We start from the raw sequence: 16448 nt of genomic DNA, 5'->3' as shown, positions 1-16448 counted from the left end.
GCACCCGACGACTGCGCCGCGACGGTGTGACATAACTTATAAACCCCGCTTCCCCTCGAGGGGAAGGAATTACAAACGCTTTCTCCCCTCACCCGTAACCACTGCATGGCCCACAAGAAACTCAACCTCCCCACCAAAATGTGCCCCTTCTGCGAGCGACCTTTTGCGTGGCGGAAGAAATGGGAGCGGGATTGGGACAATGTTATTTATTGCAGCAAACGCTGCCAGCGCGAGAGCAAGGCGAAATCATGAAGTTTGAAAGTTTTGGACAGAACTTACGCGTCGCCATCGTCGGCGCATCCGGCGGAATTGGCGCGGCGATGGTGAACGAACTTGTGAACAGTCCACAGGTCGTAAGAATCCACGCGCTTTCGCGATCAGGCCGCAGCCACCCGTCGCCCAAAGTCGCGAACCTGACATTCGACTTCACGGATGAGGACAGCCTCATCGCGGCGGCTCAAGCCTTGGAAGAAGTCAAACCGCTCGACATGGTTATCGTCGCCACGGGTCTTTTGCAGGGCGAAGGGATCTCTCCTGAGAAGAACCTCCGCTCTCTCTCTTTTGACGGCTTCGCCAAGAGTTTCGAAATCAACACAATTGGGCCCGCTATGACGGCGAAATATCTCGTGCCCCTCCTCCGCCGCGATGCGAAGGCCGTCTTCGCCGCGCTCTCCGCACGCGTGGGCAGTGTGACGGATAATCGTCTTGGCGGCTGGTATGCGTATCGATCATCGAAAGCCGCGCTGAACATGGTTTTGCGAACGTTGGCTATTGAGACAAACCGTCGTTTTTCTGACCAACTGATTATCGGGTTACATCCCGGCACAGTCGACACGGACTTGTCCAAACCCTTTCAGGGCAATGTGCCGGAAGGCAAACTCTTCACCCCTGAATTTTCAGCGGAGAAATTGCTGTCTGTAATCGATGGCGTGGGGCCAAAAGACAGCGGCAATCTATTCGACTGGGCCGGCAAGCAAATCGTCTTCTGATCGCTGTTTCAGATATTTCGAGACATAGGATTTGGTCAAATCCGCCTTTGTCGATCCGGCGGCAATATCCAAATCGTGAACAAGTGCCCGCAGAGCATCTACGGAGCGTTCCGTATTTTTAAGAATAAAGACGACGACATCCGCCCCGACGCTACGACCGGCCTGTGCGAACAATTCGCGTAAAATCGGCTCCAGCGTCGCTTCATCATGTTCCGATAAGGTAATGGTCGGCGTCGCATTCAAACGGGACCGCAAATCCGGCAGACTGACGGCCCAGTCCATCGGCGAAAGATGGCTGGCTAGCACCAATCCCGCGCTCTCCCCTGACAATGCGCGATTAAAGGCATCAAACAAAGACGTCTCGTCGATCCAATGCGCATCATCCAAAAATTCGCCGTGATATTTCGCACGCCAGGCTTCACCCAAATGCGTTTTGCCGGAACCGCTGGGCCCAAGGAGAAGCAGAACCGGACTGCTCCACCGCTCCCGCGCGCGCAACATATTCACCGCCGCGACATTGCCCGGTGAGACGTGAAAATTATTGAAGCTGGGCTGCGCCACAGGGCGCAAATTAAGCGGAATTTGCGTCATCGCATTAGGACCGTTTGAAAACGAGCCCAAGCTGCGGATCGCGTTGAACTGTAACGCCTTTGAACCGAAGTTCATTCGCAAGACGATCAAGATCGCCGCCATAGGAAATCGTCATTAATGCGCCATCGCTGGACAGGGCATCCAAGCGTGCGCCGCTAATCTGTGCGGATGTATTGATGGCTTCCTGTAGGGCGAGCCAACTGGCGTGGTTGTTGTAGAGGACGGACACGGTCGTCGTGACCATTTCATCGGCGACGATGGCAGACGCCTGTTTCCAATCCGCTTCCAAACGTTCAACCAAACGGTCAGCAAAGCCAGTCGGATCACTCGGATTGGAGATATAGTAAGTCTGACGGTCACCCGTATCCGTCGCCACATCTAAAACTGTGCCGGTGGGCTCAACGATCAGGACCTGCGTTAGACCGTATTTCGCGGCCAAGCCCGCCAGTTCCGTATCAGACGTCCCGACAAAGCTGTCTTCCGCATTGGCAGCACGGAGCGGAGTTAAGGCGTGGGAAAGACGCGGATCGGCAAAAGCATTCTGTAGAGTCGAAGCGCCGGAAGAGCCGCGCAAACCGCCATCCTTCACGACGACCAAACGCTCCCGCGCCTGCGAACTGACGAGGGTCAGATTATTCTCGCGCAGAAATTGCTGCACCTGTGACGGGTTAAAGGCGACGGCGATTTCGCCGAGATAGCGATTGGCCGAGCGTTTCTCCTTGCCCGGTTCCAAGGCCCGAATCATTCGCGCGACGAGTTCTGGGGTGAGTTCCGGCAGCGGATTGCTCTGGCGCTCGCTTTCCAGTGTTAGGCGGTCAAAGAGTTGCTCCGCCGCGACCAACTGTCCATCGCGCATGGCGATGGTCTGGGCCTCAATGGCGGTGCGCGCCGTGGCATCGACTTGAACACCTGCAACGGTGAACGGGTCAGCGGCCAAAGCTGTGGCTGAGGAAAGCGCCATTGCGGCGAAAACTATGCTCAAAAAACGTTTCATAGCGGAGTCGATAGCGCAGACCTTGTAAAACGCCAATAGCTCTTCACCAGATATGATGTCTTCTCACACCTTTCTCACAGCGCCATCTTGCGCCAATGCGGACAAAATGGTCCAAGCGCGACACTTACAACCAAAATCCTGCACAGGACTGTTCACATGTCGGACGAAAAAGGCCTTTCTTACGAAGACGCGGGCGTCTCTATTGACGCTGGCGATGCACTCGTGGACCGCATTAAGCCGATGGTAAAGTCCACGCGGCGGTCCGGCGCGGACGGTACGATTGGCGGATTTGGCGGCGCATTTGATTTGAAGGCGGCGGGGTTCAGCGACCCGATTCTGATTTCCGGTACAGATGGTGTCGGGACGAAGTTGCGCATTGCGATTGATACGGGACGTCTGACGACAGTCGGGATCGACCTCGTCGCGATGTGCGCGAATGATGTACTGGCCAATGGCGCGGAACCGCTCTTCTTTCTCGATTACTATGCCACCGGAAAATTGACGCCGAATAACGCAGCGGATGTAGTTTCCGGCATTGCGGAGGGGTGTCGTCAGGCGGGCTGCGCACTGGTCGGCGGCGAAACGGCGGAAATGCCGGGCATGTATGAAGGCGATGATTTTGACCTCGCCGGTTTTGTCGTAGGTGCCGTTGAACGCGACGGGATGCTGCCGCGTCATGACCAAATGGATGGGGGCGATATGTTGATCGGCTTGGAAAGCTCCGGCCCGCATTCCAATGGTTATTCCCTCATCCGCAAAATCGTCGAGCGCTCCGGTCTGTCCTGGGATGATAAAGCGCCCTTTGCGGACCAACCGCTGGCCGAAGCGCTGCTGACCCCTACAAAACTATACATCAAACCCTTGCTTCCCCTCATCCGCGACAATCTGCTCTCAGGTCTCGCGCATATTACGGGCGGTGGATTGACCGATAACACGCCGCGCATGCTGCCGGACGGGTTGGAACCCGAATTCGACTTTAACGCATGGAACCGTCCCGCTGTGTTCAAATGGCTACAAGAAACGGGCGGCGTCGCGGAAGACGAAATGCGGAGGGCATTTAACTGCGGTATCGGCATGGTTCTCTGCGTGCGCCCCGAGAACATGCCCGAAGTCCTGACGCGACTGGAGGCTGCCGGCGAACCCGCTCACGTCATAGGACAGCTCAAACGTGTCCCGACCTGTGCTTAAAAAACGGGTTGCTATCCTGATTTCAGGGCGGGGCTCGAACATGTTGGCCTTGATTGAGGCGGCAAAAGCCCCGAATTATCCGGCGGAGATTCAGTTGGTGATTTCCAATCGGCCAAAGGCCGGCGGATTGAAGCTGGCGAAAGATCATGGCGTCAAGGCCCTCTCTATCGACCATAACGCGTTCGCCACCCGGGCCGCTTTCGAGGTAGAACTTGACAGAACTCTACAAGAAAACGAGATCGAATTCATTGTCTGCGCAGGTTTTATGCGCGTGCTGGGTGCCGCGTTTGTTTGCAAATGGACGGGACGATTGATCAATATCCACCCGTCCCTCCTGCCGAAATATAAAGGCCTGAACACGCATCAACGCGCGCTCGACGCTGGGGATACACATCATGGCTGCACCGTGCATTGGGTCAGTGAAGGTGTCGATGAAGGCGATATTATTGCCCAAAGTGACCTAATTATTAAGTCAAATGAAACGCCTGATGATTTATCCAAACGCGTCCAACAGTTGGAACATAGCCTCTATCCAAGAGCGCTGCGTCAAGCCTTAGGTTTTGATTAACCCTGTTGCGATGTTAGCCCCGCGTTAACCCCATCTCGAAAGCTCTTCCTCACTTCCACTCTGTAAAACCCAGTCAATGGGGCGGATTGAATCCGCTCTGTGTGGGAACAAACTGGAATTTGGGATTATGTTAAACACGATAAGACGAATATCGCTTTCAAAGCGTTATCGCGACGACGAAAAGGGCAATGTGTCCTTGATGTTCGCCGTCAGCGCAGTTGCGGTTATCGGTTGCATGGGTGCGGCAATGGATTTCTCGACGCTCAGCAACGCCAAACACCAAAGTCAATCCATTGCGGATCAACTGGCGCTCGCAGCCGCAATCTACGTCAAAGATAATGATACGCCGCCAACGGATAAAAATGAGGGCTACACGCAAGGAGATCATACAGCGGCAGACCTAGGCTTTGCGTATAAAGGTTGGGTCGAGGGCGGTGCTTCCAATGTGAATGTCAACGTCAATTATGATGACAGGGTCAAAGAAGCGACTGTCACAGTGACGGGGAAAACAGTCCCGACTTTCATGCAGGTCTTGGGTAAACATGATATGTCGTTTAAGGCGACATCGACAGTGTCTTATCTTCAGGTCGACGAGATGCAGCCAGCTTCCGTTGTAATGGTGTTGGACAATTCAGGATCGATGCGATGGGATAGTCGAAAACTTCTGGCAGGAAATGTGCGCGTACCCAATCCAACTGCGAGAATTGACCAGCTCAAAACATCAGTCACAAAATTTCGCACAGATTTGAAAGCGCGTATTGGAGACCAGAAAAAAAATGATGGTCACCGTGTTCTGCGTACGGGTATTCTGCCATATAATTCCGAAATTATTGCGAGAGATAATGATAAAGACCGCAGAATGGCTTGGGGTTTTGGTGGTGTCAGTAATTCTTTCATAAATGAAATGTCCGCAGAGGGCGGAACCAACTCAAACCCTCCTATGAAGGAAGCTACAGTCTGGTTGGAGGGCGAAGACGCAAAACACCGCAAGGAAGCGGATGATCACGATGAGGCCTATCGCGAGCCTATTAAATTCGTCGTTTTTATGACAGATGGACAAAATTCTACGGGCGATTACGATTTTATTGCGGACAACTCCACAGGTATTTATTGGAAATTGGTTGATGGAGAGTGGGTCGGTACACGAAATTGGTGGGCTGTCTATTACGGATATGATGAGGGCTATTTAAAACTCGCTTCTGATCGTCAAACTCTTGAATCTTGCAATGAAATGAAGACCAAGGATGTAAAAATTTTCACAGTTGGATTTGGCCTCGAAGTTGGAAAATACTACGACCCGGAATTTCCGAACGATCCTGCAGAAGTAACGCAAGCTACGCGATCGTCAGCTCTAAGCCTTCTTTCACAATGTGCATCCAAGCCTGAAAACGTCATTATCGTGGGTGAAGGTGACTCACTCCAAGGCGCATTTGACCAAATTCAGAATGCGGTTGTTAAAGAACTCATCCGAATCAAATCTTAGGCACAGTCCTATTTTCAAACAAAGAAAAAGGCCGGGTCTCGCGACCCGGCCTTTTTTGATTCCTAAATCAGCTGAAAAACTAACCAACAATTTCATCGTCTGTGAAGAAGAATTTGATTTCTTCTGCGGCTGTTTCAGGTGCGTCGGACCCGTGAACCGTATTGGCGTCAATAGACTCAGCGAACTCAGCGCGGATTGTTCCCGCATCAGCATCCGCCGGGTTTGTAGCACCCATCACGTCGCGGTAAGCTTTGATGGCGTTTTCGCCTTCGAGGACCTGCACGACAACCGGACCGGACATCATGAATTCGACGAGGTCGTTATAGAAGGGACGCTCTTTATGCACGGCGTAGAAACCGCCCGCTTGCTCTTTTGAAAGACGCAGACGCTTTTGCGCGATGATGCGCAGGCCCGCCTCCTCGATCTTGGCGTTGACCTTGCCCGTGATATTACGCTTCGTCGCGTCAGGCTTGATGATGGAGAATGTACGTTGAACAGCCATGTTGAGGCTCCTTTAATGGGGATAATCAATTTGCCGCGCCCTTAATGCGGGCTTGCATCGGTGTAAAGGCGCGATAGGAGTGCGGGCGTGTTACACATCAATGATTTGACATATCGCATTGAAGGCCGCCCGCTTTTCACACAGGCCACGCTCGCCATTTATGAAGGCTCGAAAGTGGGCCTCGTCGGGCGAAACGGGACGGGGAAATCGACGCTCTTCCGCCTCATCAAAGAAGAGATCAGCCCGGATGACGGTGAGATTAACCTGCGCAAGAATATGAAGCTCGGTGTGGTTGACCAAGAAGTGCCCAGCGGCCCGCAGAGCCTCATCACGACGGTCCTGGACGCGGATAAAGAACGCAAATCCCTCCTCGCGGAGGCCGACACTGCAACCGACCCGATGCGCATTGCCGCCATCCACACCCGCCTCGCCGATATTGAAGCCTATTCCGCCGAAGCCCGGGGGGCGTCCATCCTGTCCGGCTTGGGATTTACGGCAGAAGATCAACTTAAACCCTGCGCCGATTTTTCCGGGGGCTGGCGGATGCGGGTGGCGTTGGCAGCTATGCTCTTTGCGCAACCGGACCTCCTCCTCCTCGATGAGCCGACAAACTATCTGGATGTGGAAGGTGCCGTTTGGCTGGAATCACATATCCGCAAATATCCGGGCACGGCCTTTATCATCTCGCATGACCGCGATTTCCTGAATACGGCCGTCACCCATATCGCGCATTTGCGCGGCGGGAAGCTGTTCAGCTATAATGGAAATTACGATAATTTCGAACGACAGCTCGCGGAACGGAATCGTCTTGATATGGCGCTGATGGCGAAACAGGAAGATGAGCGCCGCCATCTCGAAGCTTTCGTCAATCGCTTCAAGGCCAAAGCGTCCAAGGCGAAACAAGCGCAGAGCCGCGTCAAGAAACTCGCCAAGATGCAACCCGTCGCGACCATCATCACCGACCCGATTGCGCCCATCGCCCTGCCCGGGCCTGAACGGCAGCTCTCCCCGCCCATCGTCAGATTTGATCAAGTTGCGCTGGGCTATGATGATTTGATCGTCCTGAAAAACGTAAATGTACGCATCGATCCGGATGATCGGATTGGGATTTTGGGAAAGAATGGTCAGGGCAAGTCGACCTTTGCCAAAGCCATTATGAATGAGTTGGAACCCCTCCTCCTCGACCCCGCCAATCCCGGATTTATTCGGCGGCACAAGAAACTCCGCATCGGATATTTCGCGCAGCATCAGATTGACTCTCTCAATCCGAAAGCCTCTGCCTATGACCATGTCGTAAAATTGATGCCAGACGCGACCGAGGTGCAGCGTCGCGCGCGACTGGCCGGATTTGGGTTGGGGCAGAAAAATGCGGAGACACCTGCGGGTGATTTATCAGGCGGAGAAAAGGCCCGCCTGCTCTTTTCCCTCATCGGATTTGATAAGCCACATCTGCTCGTTCTCGACGAACCGGCCAATCATTTGGACATCGATTCCCGCGCTGAACTCATCCGAAGTCTGAATGAATATGAAGGCGCGGTCATCGTGATCTCCCACGACAGGAACTTGCTGGAAGCCGTCGTGGACCGCCTCTGGCTCGTCGATTCCGGTAAGGTCGAGACCTATGAGGGATCGCTGGAAGATTACCGCCAATTGCAATTGGAGAAAAATAAAGACGAGACAAAACAAAAGCCTGCGTCTGAAAACTCGCGTAAGCGATCGCGTCAGGAGCGTGCAAAATCCCTAAAAGAAATCGCGCCCCTGAAAAAGAAAGCCGACACACTCGAAAAGAAAATTGAAGCCGCCCAAGCTAAGTTGAAACAGATCGACCACCGCCTTGTCAGTGAGAATTTATTTACCACAAATCCTAAAGAGGCTGTTCGAATCAATCAGGCCCGTGCCAAGACCGAAGCGTTGATAGAGTCCCTCGAAATGGACTGGCTCACGGCGCTCGATGAATATGAGCAAGCCCGGGAGCGCGAGGGATTGGATTGACACGGGGGATTTAGACGTCGCGCGCAAAATGGCTGGGCCGCGGCACATAGATGGGTCAAAGCCATGTTGAATACGAATCTTCTAAATAATCGTCTAGTCCGCGAAAAAGACGCACTCTTACAATTTGAGACGATGGCTTGGTTGATAAGGCGCTACGGTTCGCCCAGTCGTCCAACCGTTCCCTCACCCCTCCACAGGTCCGCAACGCTTGAAGATGTTTATTGGGACGAAACAGATTCGCGCTCCGTCTTTGACTGGGCGGACGATCATTTCGGCGCGATCAAATCCGACTGCCAGATGGATGATTGGACCGTGACAGTTATTCCCGCTGGCGACGGTATCGACCCGATGTCGGTGGCTCCCACACGGCAGCTCGCATCAGCCTCCAACCAAGCGCCCTATATTGTTGACCTGCACGGACGCCCCGTCTTCTTCTACGACCCGCGCGATTGTGTGGAGCCGGGATATTACACCGCCCGCGCTGTCCTGCGACTCGCTGAACTTCGCCTGACTGGATTTGAGAGTGCGGATGGCCTTTCCGGCCTTACGGGACGGATGGCTGTCCTGACGGCCGCCTGTTATGCACGGCAGGGCTTTACACTCGCCAACCTTCCCCGTGATGTCTCGACCTATATGACATCTGACCACGATCTGCGCGCTGTACCGCACCGTGTCGTGATGAACACGCTCTGCTTCTCCACCTGCCTCGCCCTGCGGATTAAGCACCAGAGCGAAGAGATGATCCTCGCGACATATGGCACACGTATGCCGAAGACCTTCCGCCGCAAGGTACGTCAAGCCTGCCGCCAGATTGACAGCTATGGACAGGAACTCAAACTCCTGCAGGTCATGAGCGAACCCGCCCCGCACCATGCGACGAACCCTGCGCGGTTCACGCAATACGCTTAGCGGCAATCCCCCTAACGGCAGTCCAGCGTCTGCACATAGCCTTCCGCGTCCAACTCAATCGTCAGCCTATCCCCGATTTCGGGGCCGAGATTGATGCGTTCTGTCACCGTATTGATGGACGGCGCGTAGAGGCTCTGCTGCGGGAGGTAGTCCCGCACTTCGACAAAAGGCGGCTGGTCGTAGAAGCTGTCCTCGGGACTGTAATCAAAGCCTTCCAATGTCGCGGGTTTGATGACGCGTTTCCGCCCCGGTAAGCCCGCAATATAAATCGCGCCCTCATGCTGCCCCAACAGTCCCTGATAAAGCTGTGAACGGCAGGCATCCACGGCGGGTATAATCGGCGTGGGCTGAGCGTTCAGATAAGCCGGCCGCACATATTGTCCCTGCCCCGGACGCGGTTGAAAGCCGGGATAGGTGCTGGACGGCGCACCGGACGCACAGGCCGACATTATAAAGCCAGCTATAACTATTAGGGAAAGACGAATCATAAGCTCAGAATGGGCCGCCAAGCGTTTACACCGCGTTAACCATGATGACTTGGCATTCGGCCTCCACCTGCTATGGGAGCGGCGAAATGTCCGACACACCGAACATCCCCTGGCGCGCGACCGCTCTCACCCTCTTTCCCGACGCCTTCCCCGGCGTGCTGGGTACCTCCATCATCGGAACAGCTGAAAAAAACGGTCTCTGGCAGTTAGAGTCGGTGGACATTCGCGATTTTTCGACTAATAGGCACCGCAGCGTCGACAGTCCGCCTTCGGGTGGCGGTCCCGGCATGGTGTTAAAACCGGATGTGGCCGCAGCAGCTATTGACAGTGTGTCTGATGACAGACCGCTCATATATATGACCCCCCGGGGCAAACCCCTCACCCAATCGCGCGTGAGAGAGTTAGCATTGGGCACGGGTCTTATTGTGTTTTGCGGACGGTTTGAAGGTCTTGACCAACGGGTGATCGAAGCCCGCCGGATGGAGGAAATCTCCATCGGTGACTTCGTTCTCGCCGGCGGAGAGGTCGCGGCGCAAATGATGATCGAGGCGTGCGTACGCCTGCTGCCCGGGGTTCTGGGTGATGCGGACAGCGCCTCGGACGAGAGTTTTGAGAACGGCTTGTTGGAGTACCCGCTCTATACCAAGCCCAGAGAGTTTGAAGGCCGGAACATTCCGGAGGTGTTGTTAAGCGGTGATCACGCAAAGATCGCGGCCTGGCGGCGCCAGAAAAGTGAAGAGACAACCAAGTCGCGGCGTCCAGACTTATGGAGCCGAGCGCAAACAGGAGACGGACAATGAACGTCATCGAAAAGATTGAAAAAGCCGAAGCCGCGCGTCTGCTAGAAGGCGGAAAAACCATCCCTGACTTCTCAGCGGGTGACACACTCGTCGTTCAAGTCCGGATTACAGAAGGCACGCGCACACGTCTGCAGGCGTTTGAAGGCGTTTGTATCGCCCGCTCCGGTGCCGGCCTGAAAGAGAGCTTCACCGTTCGCAAGATCAGCTACGGCGAAGGCGTCGAGCGCGTCTTCCCCCTCTACTCCCCCATGGTCGAGGAAATCGAAGTCAAACGCCGCGGTAAAGTCCGCCGCGCCAAGCTCTACTACCTCCGTGATCGCCGCGGAAAGTCTGCGCGGATTGCAGAGCGCACAACAGGCCGTGGCATGTCAGGTGGACGCGCGAAAAAGTAAGCGCTCTTACGAGAGATTTGAATAAAGAACCGTCATCCGAAAGGGTGGCGGTTTTTTTCTTGGGCGGGAATTAGCACTAACTACATTTTTGCGTTTGTTAGGCTAGAAAAATATTAATGCTGAATAATATTATCTTCTAGCGTTTTAAAATGTAACGGTGCGACTTCTTCGATCATTCGTAAGACTATTCCTACATTTGTTTGAGTTTCGCCTACTAATGCAGGATCAAGCCCCGAAAAAGTCGGATGGGATAAGTCATTAGCATATTTATAAAGAGCTGTCTTTTTTTGCTCGTCATAGTCAAGTTTTACGAGCTTCTTGTACAGATTAGATCCAGTTGAGTGATGATCTAAAAAGGTTTCTAAGACTTTTCTGACAATATTTGGAATATGATACGAATTGGCAATTGTGCCGTCAGATTGAAAATCTTTGAGTGTTTTAAAGAGATATTGATACTCGTTTGACGCTTCTCTCAAAGTTTTATCTAGTTCACAAATTTTTGTCTCGCGAGAAGTGGGAGACTGTGTACACGCGAGCATATAATATGATGAACGTTTACCGTGACCCCGTTGAAGCCAATTTAGCAAAAGTTTGAGGAAGTTGAAATTATGGGTGAGAAGAAATACCTGCTTGGCTTCTTGAACTGCAATTTTTAAAAAACCAAATGCCTGATAAATTGATGCAGCGTCAAGACTGGAAATAGGGTCGTCTATGACTACGATGCCTTCAGATAACGTGAATTCACTATCTTTCAGGCCTACAACGAAATAGAGAAACGTTATCGCCGTTTTTTCACCTTCACTCAATTTCTGTGCAGGGCGGCCAAACCTTTCTATACGATAACCCTCATCTTCTGGAACAAATTTAAGGTCGGGCCTTCCTAAAAATGTTTCCAGCTTTTTTGATAGATCCTCCGCTCCTCTGTGGGAGTCAGAAAGCGTCGTTCGTGCAGAATCTATTCTAGCCTTTAAAGCTATAATTCCCATATTTTCCTCATCGCCTTCAACGCCGTTTTGATATGAACTTAATAATTCTGTTGCGCTGGCGATTTTCGTGTCCAACTCGGCGACTCTATCTTTTATCGAACTCAAATGGTGATGTTCGATTAAGTCTTGCTTTTCTTTTATTCGACGCGTGAACGCCTCAGTTTCGGAATTAGTATAATCTATCAACTTGATGATTTTCGCCATATTATCGCGGCATGGTTTTGTATCTTGGGGTAGAATTCCAACAGCGTAACTCTCTGTACGGCGTGTTAACTTATCCTCCAGAATACCTATAATAGCATATAGAAATACGCATAGCTCATCTTGGTGTGAATTAAGGACATCCAGCGCTTTTGCATACTCTTCACGACTTTCTTCATAAAGTTTATCACGGTGAGAAATTTCGAGACTTTCAATAGCTTTGATGCATATCTCAGCGTCTGCAATGAAGTCAGTCACTTTAGTTTTCAATGCCGAATCAGAGTCGTTGAAGTGTTGTTGCAGCGCTTCTTCCCGTGAAAGAGGGATTGGTTGCAGGCAATATTGACAGACATCCGTAGACGTATGAATATCTCGCCCTTGCTCTACCCAATTCGATAGCTGAGGATTAGATTTAAGGCCCTCAATTGCGATGGATGTAGCACTCTCTTTAACTACAGATTTTGTTGCATCTAATATATTTGAAATGGCATCAAGCACACTTATTGGTTTTGGGTGCGCTGATACTGACACGTTAGGAAACTTTGGTTTTTCGACTTTGTCGAGGACATTTTGTTTAAGAGCCGCCTTCGATTGGACAAGTTCCTCTGAACTTAACAACTTCGACTCTTCCATATTTGTAAAGGATTTTTCAGCGTTAGTCTTATTGTATTTACGAGTGGACGTACCCACCCAATCTTCTCCTATCGTGCGAGCGATATTTGTGAACTCTTGTCCGCGCTCCTTGAGGAGTTGCGTTTTTGCTAATGTTTGCGCCGATATTTTTGCCTCTAGTTCCTGATAATTCGCCTCATCCTCCGCAAGCTGAGCGGCTAGTAATGTGTTGTCCTCGCCTATGATAAAAATAGGGTGTAATTGGCCTTCAATTTCGCCAATATTTTTATCTACATACTCGGAGTTAAAAACCCTGATCTGCCGTGAATACGGCTGCCCTTCCGAAAAGCTACCTTCATCGGACTCAATCCTATATTTGAGCTCCGGAAACCCTGCGGCCTCTCCTGAGTTCAAATCATTGAAGAATCTTGAGATTGTTGTTTTCCCCGAGCCATTGGTTCCGTAAATAAGATTAAACCGCTTAAATTGCGGTAACTCTGGGGGATGGCTATAATTATTGAAAACACCCAAATTTTTAATGGTTTTGAAATTCGTTATCATGCAACACCTAATTACCCGATATAAATCTATCGTTTAACCAACTCTAAAGTACAATTTCTTGTTGAAAGCAAATACGCTTAGCTTATTTGGCGCGAGAGACAATCAATCAATCGCGCCTACACTTCGGCTATCCCAGAAAAAAACATAATCCCCAACTTGCCCGACCTGTCCTATATTCAAACTCGTTCTGATGACGTGGACAGGCAATCGATCGTGGTTTGTTGGTTATTGGACGTGACGACAGAATTTGACTGCTAGTCAAATTCCGAGGAACCGAACCGCATAGCGGTTCGGCGCGACACTGCAATCGACTCACGGGGTCGATTGCGGACGTTTTACGTGTGCCGGGTCTTTTATGGCGAGCGTTGACCGCCGGGCCTCGAACGGAAGTGTCTCTTACGGGAGACGACTAGACGGAGGCGCGACTGCGGGACCCAGTGCATTTTGCTTTCAGCAAATTGCACGGACCATCATATCAAAAACCGCTGCCGCGTGGTCGTGCAATTGGCGTCAGCCAAATGCACCGATGCCTTTGCGAAACAAAATTAAAACTACGGTATCCGGTAAGGGTATCGGCCACGCGGACTGTCCACCTTTTACGGACATGCGCTATCCGGCAGACCCACAGAAAATATCCGGGGGCTGCGAACGTTGACGCTTGGCCAAGTATTTATATTTCAACTATAAGGTCTGAGGTCTTATGCTACGTCTTTATATCGGTTTCGCCATAGCGGTTTATGTCCTGCTCATAAATTTTGTCGGCTACACCGCTTTCTTCGTGGATAAGCGCGCGGCTCAAAGTCGGGATCGACGGATTTCGGAGAGCACGCTTCTATTCATTGCACTGCTGGGCGGAACACTAGGATGCATCTGGGCGCAACAAAAATTTCGTCACAAAACGCGTAAACAACCTTTCAAACTTCAACTGCAAATAATTGTTGTGTTGCAAGTTATTACGATTTTCGCACTCGCCTTCCCCGATATACGAACTCTACTTTGGCAAACTCTTTTCTCCAACTGACCGTCACCGCACACACTGCTATACAAAGCCGCACAAACACCATAGAGGGCGCGGACGGCCTTTTAATCCTGAGTGGGCCACGCGGATCGACGTGATCGATCACCCGCTGACCGGGCATCGACCCATCGGCAGAAAGACCGTACCATGTCCAACATGACCCATGCGCATCCCGCGCTCGCTGACGCTTTGGCGAAAAAAGGATATGAAAAACTGACCCCTGTCCAAGACTCCGTTCTGGACCCTGACCTTCTGGGTCAAGACCTGCTCGTCTCCGCGCAAACGGGGTCCGGTAAAACGGTCGCCTTCGGCCTCGCGATGGCGTCAACGCTCTTAGGCAACGCGGGCGCGTTTCTTCGCGCCGACGCCCCCCTCGCCCTCTGTATCGCGCCGACCCGTGAACTCGCGATGCAGGTTAAGCGCGAGATTGACTGGCTCTACCGCGAAGCCGGCGCGAAGACGATGAGTTGTGTCGGCGGCATGGATGCCCGCCAGGAACGCAACGCCCTGCAACGCGGCGCCCATATCGTCGTCGGAACGCCGGGTCGTCTCTGCGATCACATTAATCGCGGCGCACTCGATATGTCCGAGATCAAATGCCTCGTCCTGGATGAGGCCGATGAAATGCTGAAAATGGGATTCCGTGAGGAATTGGAACTTATCCTAAATGCCTCACCATCCGAGCGCCGGACGCTCATGTTCTCCGCCACGGTTCCGAAAACTATTCTGGGCATGACCAAGAAATATCAACGCAACGCCGTGCGCGTCAACACCGCCGCAGAAGCCAAACAGCATCTCGACATCGACTATCAAGTCATGACGGTTTCCAACGCTGACCGTGAAAATGCGATCATCAATGTGCTGCGCTTTTACAATGCGAAAAATGCGATCGTCTTTGGCGATACGCGCGTCGCCGTGAACCGCATGACTCAGCGTTTTAATAATCGCGGATTTTCAGTCGTCTCGCTCTCCGGTGAGCTGTCACAGGCCGAGCGTAGCAATGCGCTGCAAGCGCTGCGCGATGGTCGGGCGCAAGTCTGCGTCGCGACGGATGTGGCTGCGCGGGGCTTGGACCTGCCGGACCTCGAACTCGTCGTACATGCCGATGTGCCGCGCAACCGCGAAGCCCTGCTCCATCGGTCGGGCCGGACGGGTCGTGCGGGGCGCAAAGGTGTTTCCGCCCTCATCGTCGCGCCCAGCCGCCGCCGGAATGCGGAACGCCTTCTGCGCGATGCGGGCATCACCGCCGAATGGGGCGAAGCCCCGAGTGCGGATGCGATTATTGCCAAGGATAATGAACGTCTCTTGGACAATATGACACTAGAGGCCGAAGTGACAGAGGAAGAGCGGACCATGGTCGCGCGCCTGCTGAAAGCGTACTCACCCGATCATATCGCAACGGCCTTCATCCGCCAATATCGCGAAGGTCAATCCGCGCCGGAGGACTTGCTGCCTGCCAATTACAAGCCATCAAAAGAAGAGCGCGGGCCGAAAACTCCACGTGCGGATTTTGACGATGGTGTCTGGTTCTCCCTCAATGTCGGACGCAAGCAAAAGGCGGAACCGAAATGGATCCTGCCCATGTTGATGAAATCCGGTGGTCTGAAGAAAGGCGAGATCGGCGCGATCAAAATCATCGACCGCGAAACATTTGTCGAAGTCGCGCCAAAAGGTGTCGAGGGCTTTCTGAAAACCATCGGGCCGGATATGAAAATCGAGGCGGCCATCACAGTCTCACGCGTCGCGGGCAAACCGAATCTCAGCCAGCCAACGGACGGCCACCGCTCTCGAGACCGGGATAACCGTTCCGGTAAATCGCGTAAAAAACCTTATGGCGATAAGGGCAATTCTTATGGCGGGAAGAAAAAGTCCTATAACGATAAACCTCGCGGCAAGGCGAAATCATATGACGACAAGCCTAAGACCTATAATGATGGAGATACGCCGAAGCGAAAAGGCAACTTCGAAGAAGGCACGTTCAAACGCAAATCCCGCAAAAAAACGGGCGGTGACATGCCGTCACCTCATGCAGTTGAGGGCGGAAAGCCGAAAAAGCCGCACAAGAAAAAACTCGCCCGCGTGGCGGCACTAAAGGAAAAAGGCGGCGTTAAAAAGGGTGAGCGGAAAAACACGCGGAAGCGGAAATAATACCACGCTCTCGAATTTCAAATAAC

At 52.5% G+C, this 16448-nt stretch carries 16 protein-coding genes; 11 read left to right on the top strand and 5 right to left on the bottom strand.

Features of this window, described 5'->3' with window-relative positions:
• Positions 1 to 105 precede the first annotated feature (105 nt).
• Together ACP9M6_RS07790 and ACP9M6_RS07785 are read left to right on the top strand one after the other, a co-directional pair.
• A complete protein-coding gene (locus tag ACP9M6_RS07790; RefSeq protein ID WP_427449982.1) occupies positions 106 to 252 on the top strand; it encodes a DUF2256 domain-containing protein in 147 nt (48 codons plus the stop codon).
• A complete protein-coding gene (locus tag ACP9M6_RS07785) occupies positions 249 to 989 on the top strand; it encodes an SDR family NAD(P)-dependent oxidoreductase (RefSeq protein WP_427449980.1) in 741 nt (246 codons plus the stop codon). Before ACP9M6_RS07790 ends, ACP9M6_RS07785 begins: the two co-directional genes overlap by 4 nt.
• On the opposite strand, the gene ACP9M6_RS07780 is transcribed toward ACP9M6_RS07785, so the two are convergent.
• Both ACP9M6_RS07780 and ACP9M6_RS07775 read right to left on the bottom strand, forming a co-directional pair.
• On the bottom strand, positions 954 to 1580 hold the full coding sequence (locus ACP9M6_RS07780) for a hypothetical protein (RefSeq protein ID WP_427449978.1): 627 nt from the start codon (positions 1578 to 1580) through the stop codon (positions 954 to 956). The genes ACP9M6_RS07785 and ACP9M6_RS07780 overlap by 36 nt on opposite strands.
• A 4-nt stretch (positions 1581 to 1584) precedes the next feature.
• Entirely contained in the window at positions 1585 to 2574 is a 990-nt protein-coding gene (locus tag ACP9M6_RS07775) for a hypothetical protein (RefSeq protein WP_427449976.1), read from the bottom strand.
• A 156-nt stretch (positions 2575 to 2730) separates the two neighbouring features.
• On the opposite strand from ACP9M6_RS07775, the gene purM reads away from it, so the two are divergent.
• The 3 genes from purM to ACP9M6_RS07760 all read left to right on the top strand — a co-directional run bounded on the left by purM (position 2731) and on the right by ACP9M6_RS07760 (position 5813).
• Positions 2731 to 3762 carry a phosphoribosylformylglycinamidine cyclo-ligase gene (gene purM / locus ACP9M6_RS07770; protein WP_427449975.1) on the top strand — a complete coding sequence of 344 codons (1032 nt, stop codon included), beginning with the start codon at positions 2731 to 2733 and terminating at the stop codon, positions 3760 to 3762.
• Between the two features lie 40 nt (positions 3763 to 3802).
• Positions 3803 to 4330, top strand: a complete 528-nt coding sequence (purN, locus tag ACP9M6_RS07765) for a phosphoribosylglycinamide formyltransferase (RefSeq protein ID WP_427449973.1) — start codon at positions 3803 to 3805, stop codon at positions 4328 to 4330.
• Positions 4331 to 4529: 199 nt separating this feature from the next.
• Entirely contained in the window at positions 4530 to 5813 is a 1284-nt protein-coding gene (locus ACP9M6_RS07760) for a pilus assembly protein TadG-related protein (protein ID WP_427454767.1), read from the top strand.
• Positions 5814 to 5892: 79 nt separating this feature from the next.
• Here the strand turns inward: ACP9M6_RS07760 and ndk are convergent, their stop codons facing one another.
• Positions 5893 to 6315: a nucleoside-diphosphate kinase gene (gene ndk, locus ACP9M6_RS07755; protein ID WP_427449971.1), complete on the bottom strand. Its 423-nt coding sequence runs from the start codon at positions 6313 to 6315 to the stop codon at positions 5893 to 5895.
• 87 nt (positions 6316 to 6402) lie between these two features.
• Here ndk and ACP9M6_RS07750 point away from each other — a divergent pair, with 87 nt between their 5' ends.
• Entirely contained in the window at positions 6403 to 8307 is a 1905-nt protein-coding gene (locus ACP9M6_RS07750) for an ABC-F family ATP-binding cassette domain-containing protein (RefSeq protein WP_427449969.1), read from the top strand.
• 63 nt (positions 8308 to 8370) lie between these two features.
• Complete coding sequence (locus ACP9M6_RS07745; RefSeq protein WP_427449968.1) at positions 8371 to 9216, top strand: hypothetical protein; 846 nt, start codon at positions 8371 to 8373, stop codon at positions 9214 to 9216.
• Between the two features lie 11 nt (positions 9217 to 9227).
• Here the strand turns inward: ACP9M6_RS07745 and ACP9M6_RS07740 are convergent, their stop codons facing one another.
• Positions 9228 to 9665: a hypothetical protein gene (locus ACP9M6_RS07740; protein ID WP_427449967.1), complete on the bottom strand. Its 438-nt coding sequence runs from the start codon at positions 9663 to 9665 to the stop codon at positions 9228 to 9230.
• Positions 9666 to 9790: 125 nt separating this feature from the next.
• On the opposite strand from ACP9M6_RS07740, the gene trmD reads away from it, so the two are divergent.
• Complete coding sequence (gene trmD / locus ACP9M6_RS07735) at positions 9791 to 10504, top strand: tRNA (guanosine(37)-N1)-methyltransferase TrmD (protein ID WP_427449965.1); 714 nt, start codon at positions 9791 to 9793, stop codon at positions 10502 to 10504.
• Positions 10501 to 10896 (top strand): 50S ribosomal protein L19, encoded by a 396-nt coding sequence (gene rplS, locus ACP9M6_RS07730; RefSeq protein ID WP_427449963.1) that lies wholly within the window; start codon positions 10501 to 10503, stop codon positions 10894 to 10896. Before trmD ends, rplS begins: the two co-directional genes overlap by 4 nt.
• 113 nt (positions 10897 to 11009) lie before the next feature.
• Here the strand turns inward: rplS and ACP9M6_RS07725 are convergent, their stop codons facing one another.
• Positions 11010 to 13256 carry an AAA family ATPase gene (locus ACP9M6_RS07725; protein WP_427449961.1) on the bottom strand — a complete coding sequence of 749 codons (2247 nt, stop codon included), beginning with the start codon at positions 13254 to 13256 and terminating at the stop codon, positions 11010 to 11012.
• Between the two features lie 700 nt (positions 13257 to 13956).
• On the opposite strand from ACP9M6_RS07725, the gene ACP9M6_RS07720 reads away from it, so the two are divergent.
• Positions 13957 to 14277: a DUF1294 domain-containing protein gene (locus ACP9M6_RS07720; protein WP_427449960.1), complete on the top strand. Its 321-nt coding sequence runs from the start codon at positions 13957 to 13959 to the stop codon at positions 14275 to 14277.
• A gap of 144 nt (positions 14278 to 14421) precedes the next feature.
• Entirely contained in the window at positions 14422 to 16422 is a 2001-nt protein-coding gene (locus ACP9M6_RS07715) for a DEAD/DEAH box helicase (protein ID WP_427449958.1), read from the top strand.
• The last annotated feature ends 26 nt before the right edge of the window (positions 16423 to 16448 follow it).

The organism is Litorimonas sp. WD9-15, from assembly GCF_050271975.1.
GTDB lineage: Bacteria > Pseudomonadota > Alphaproteobacteria > Caulobacterales > Maricaulaceae > Litorimonas.
This window is presented reverse-complemented; position numbering and strand designations above follow the sequence as displayed.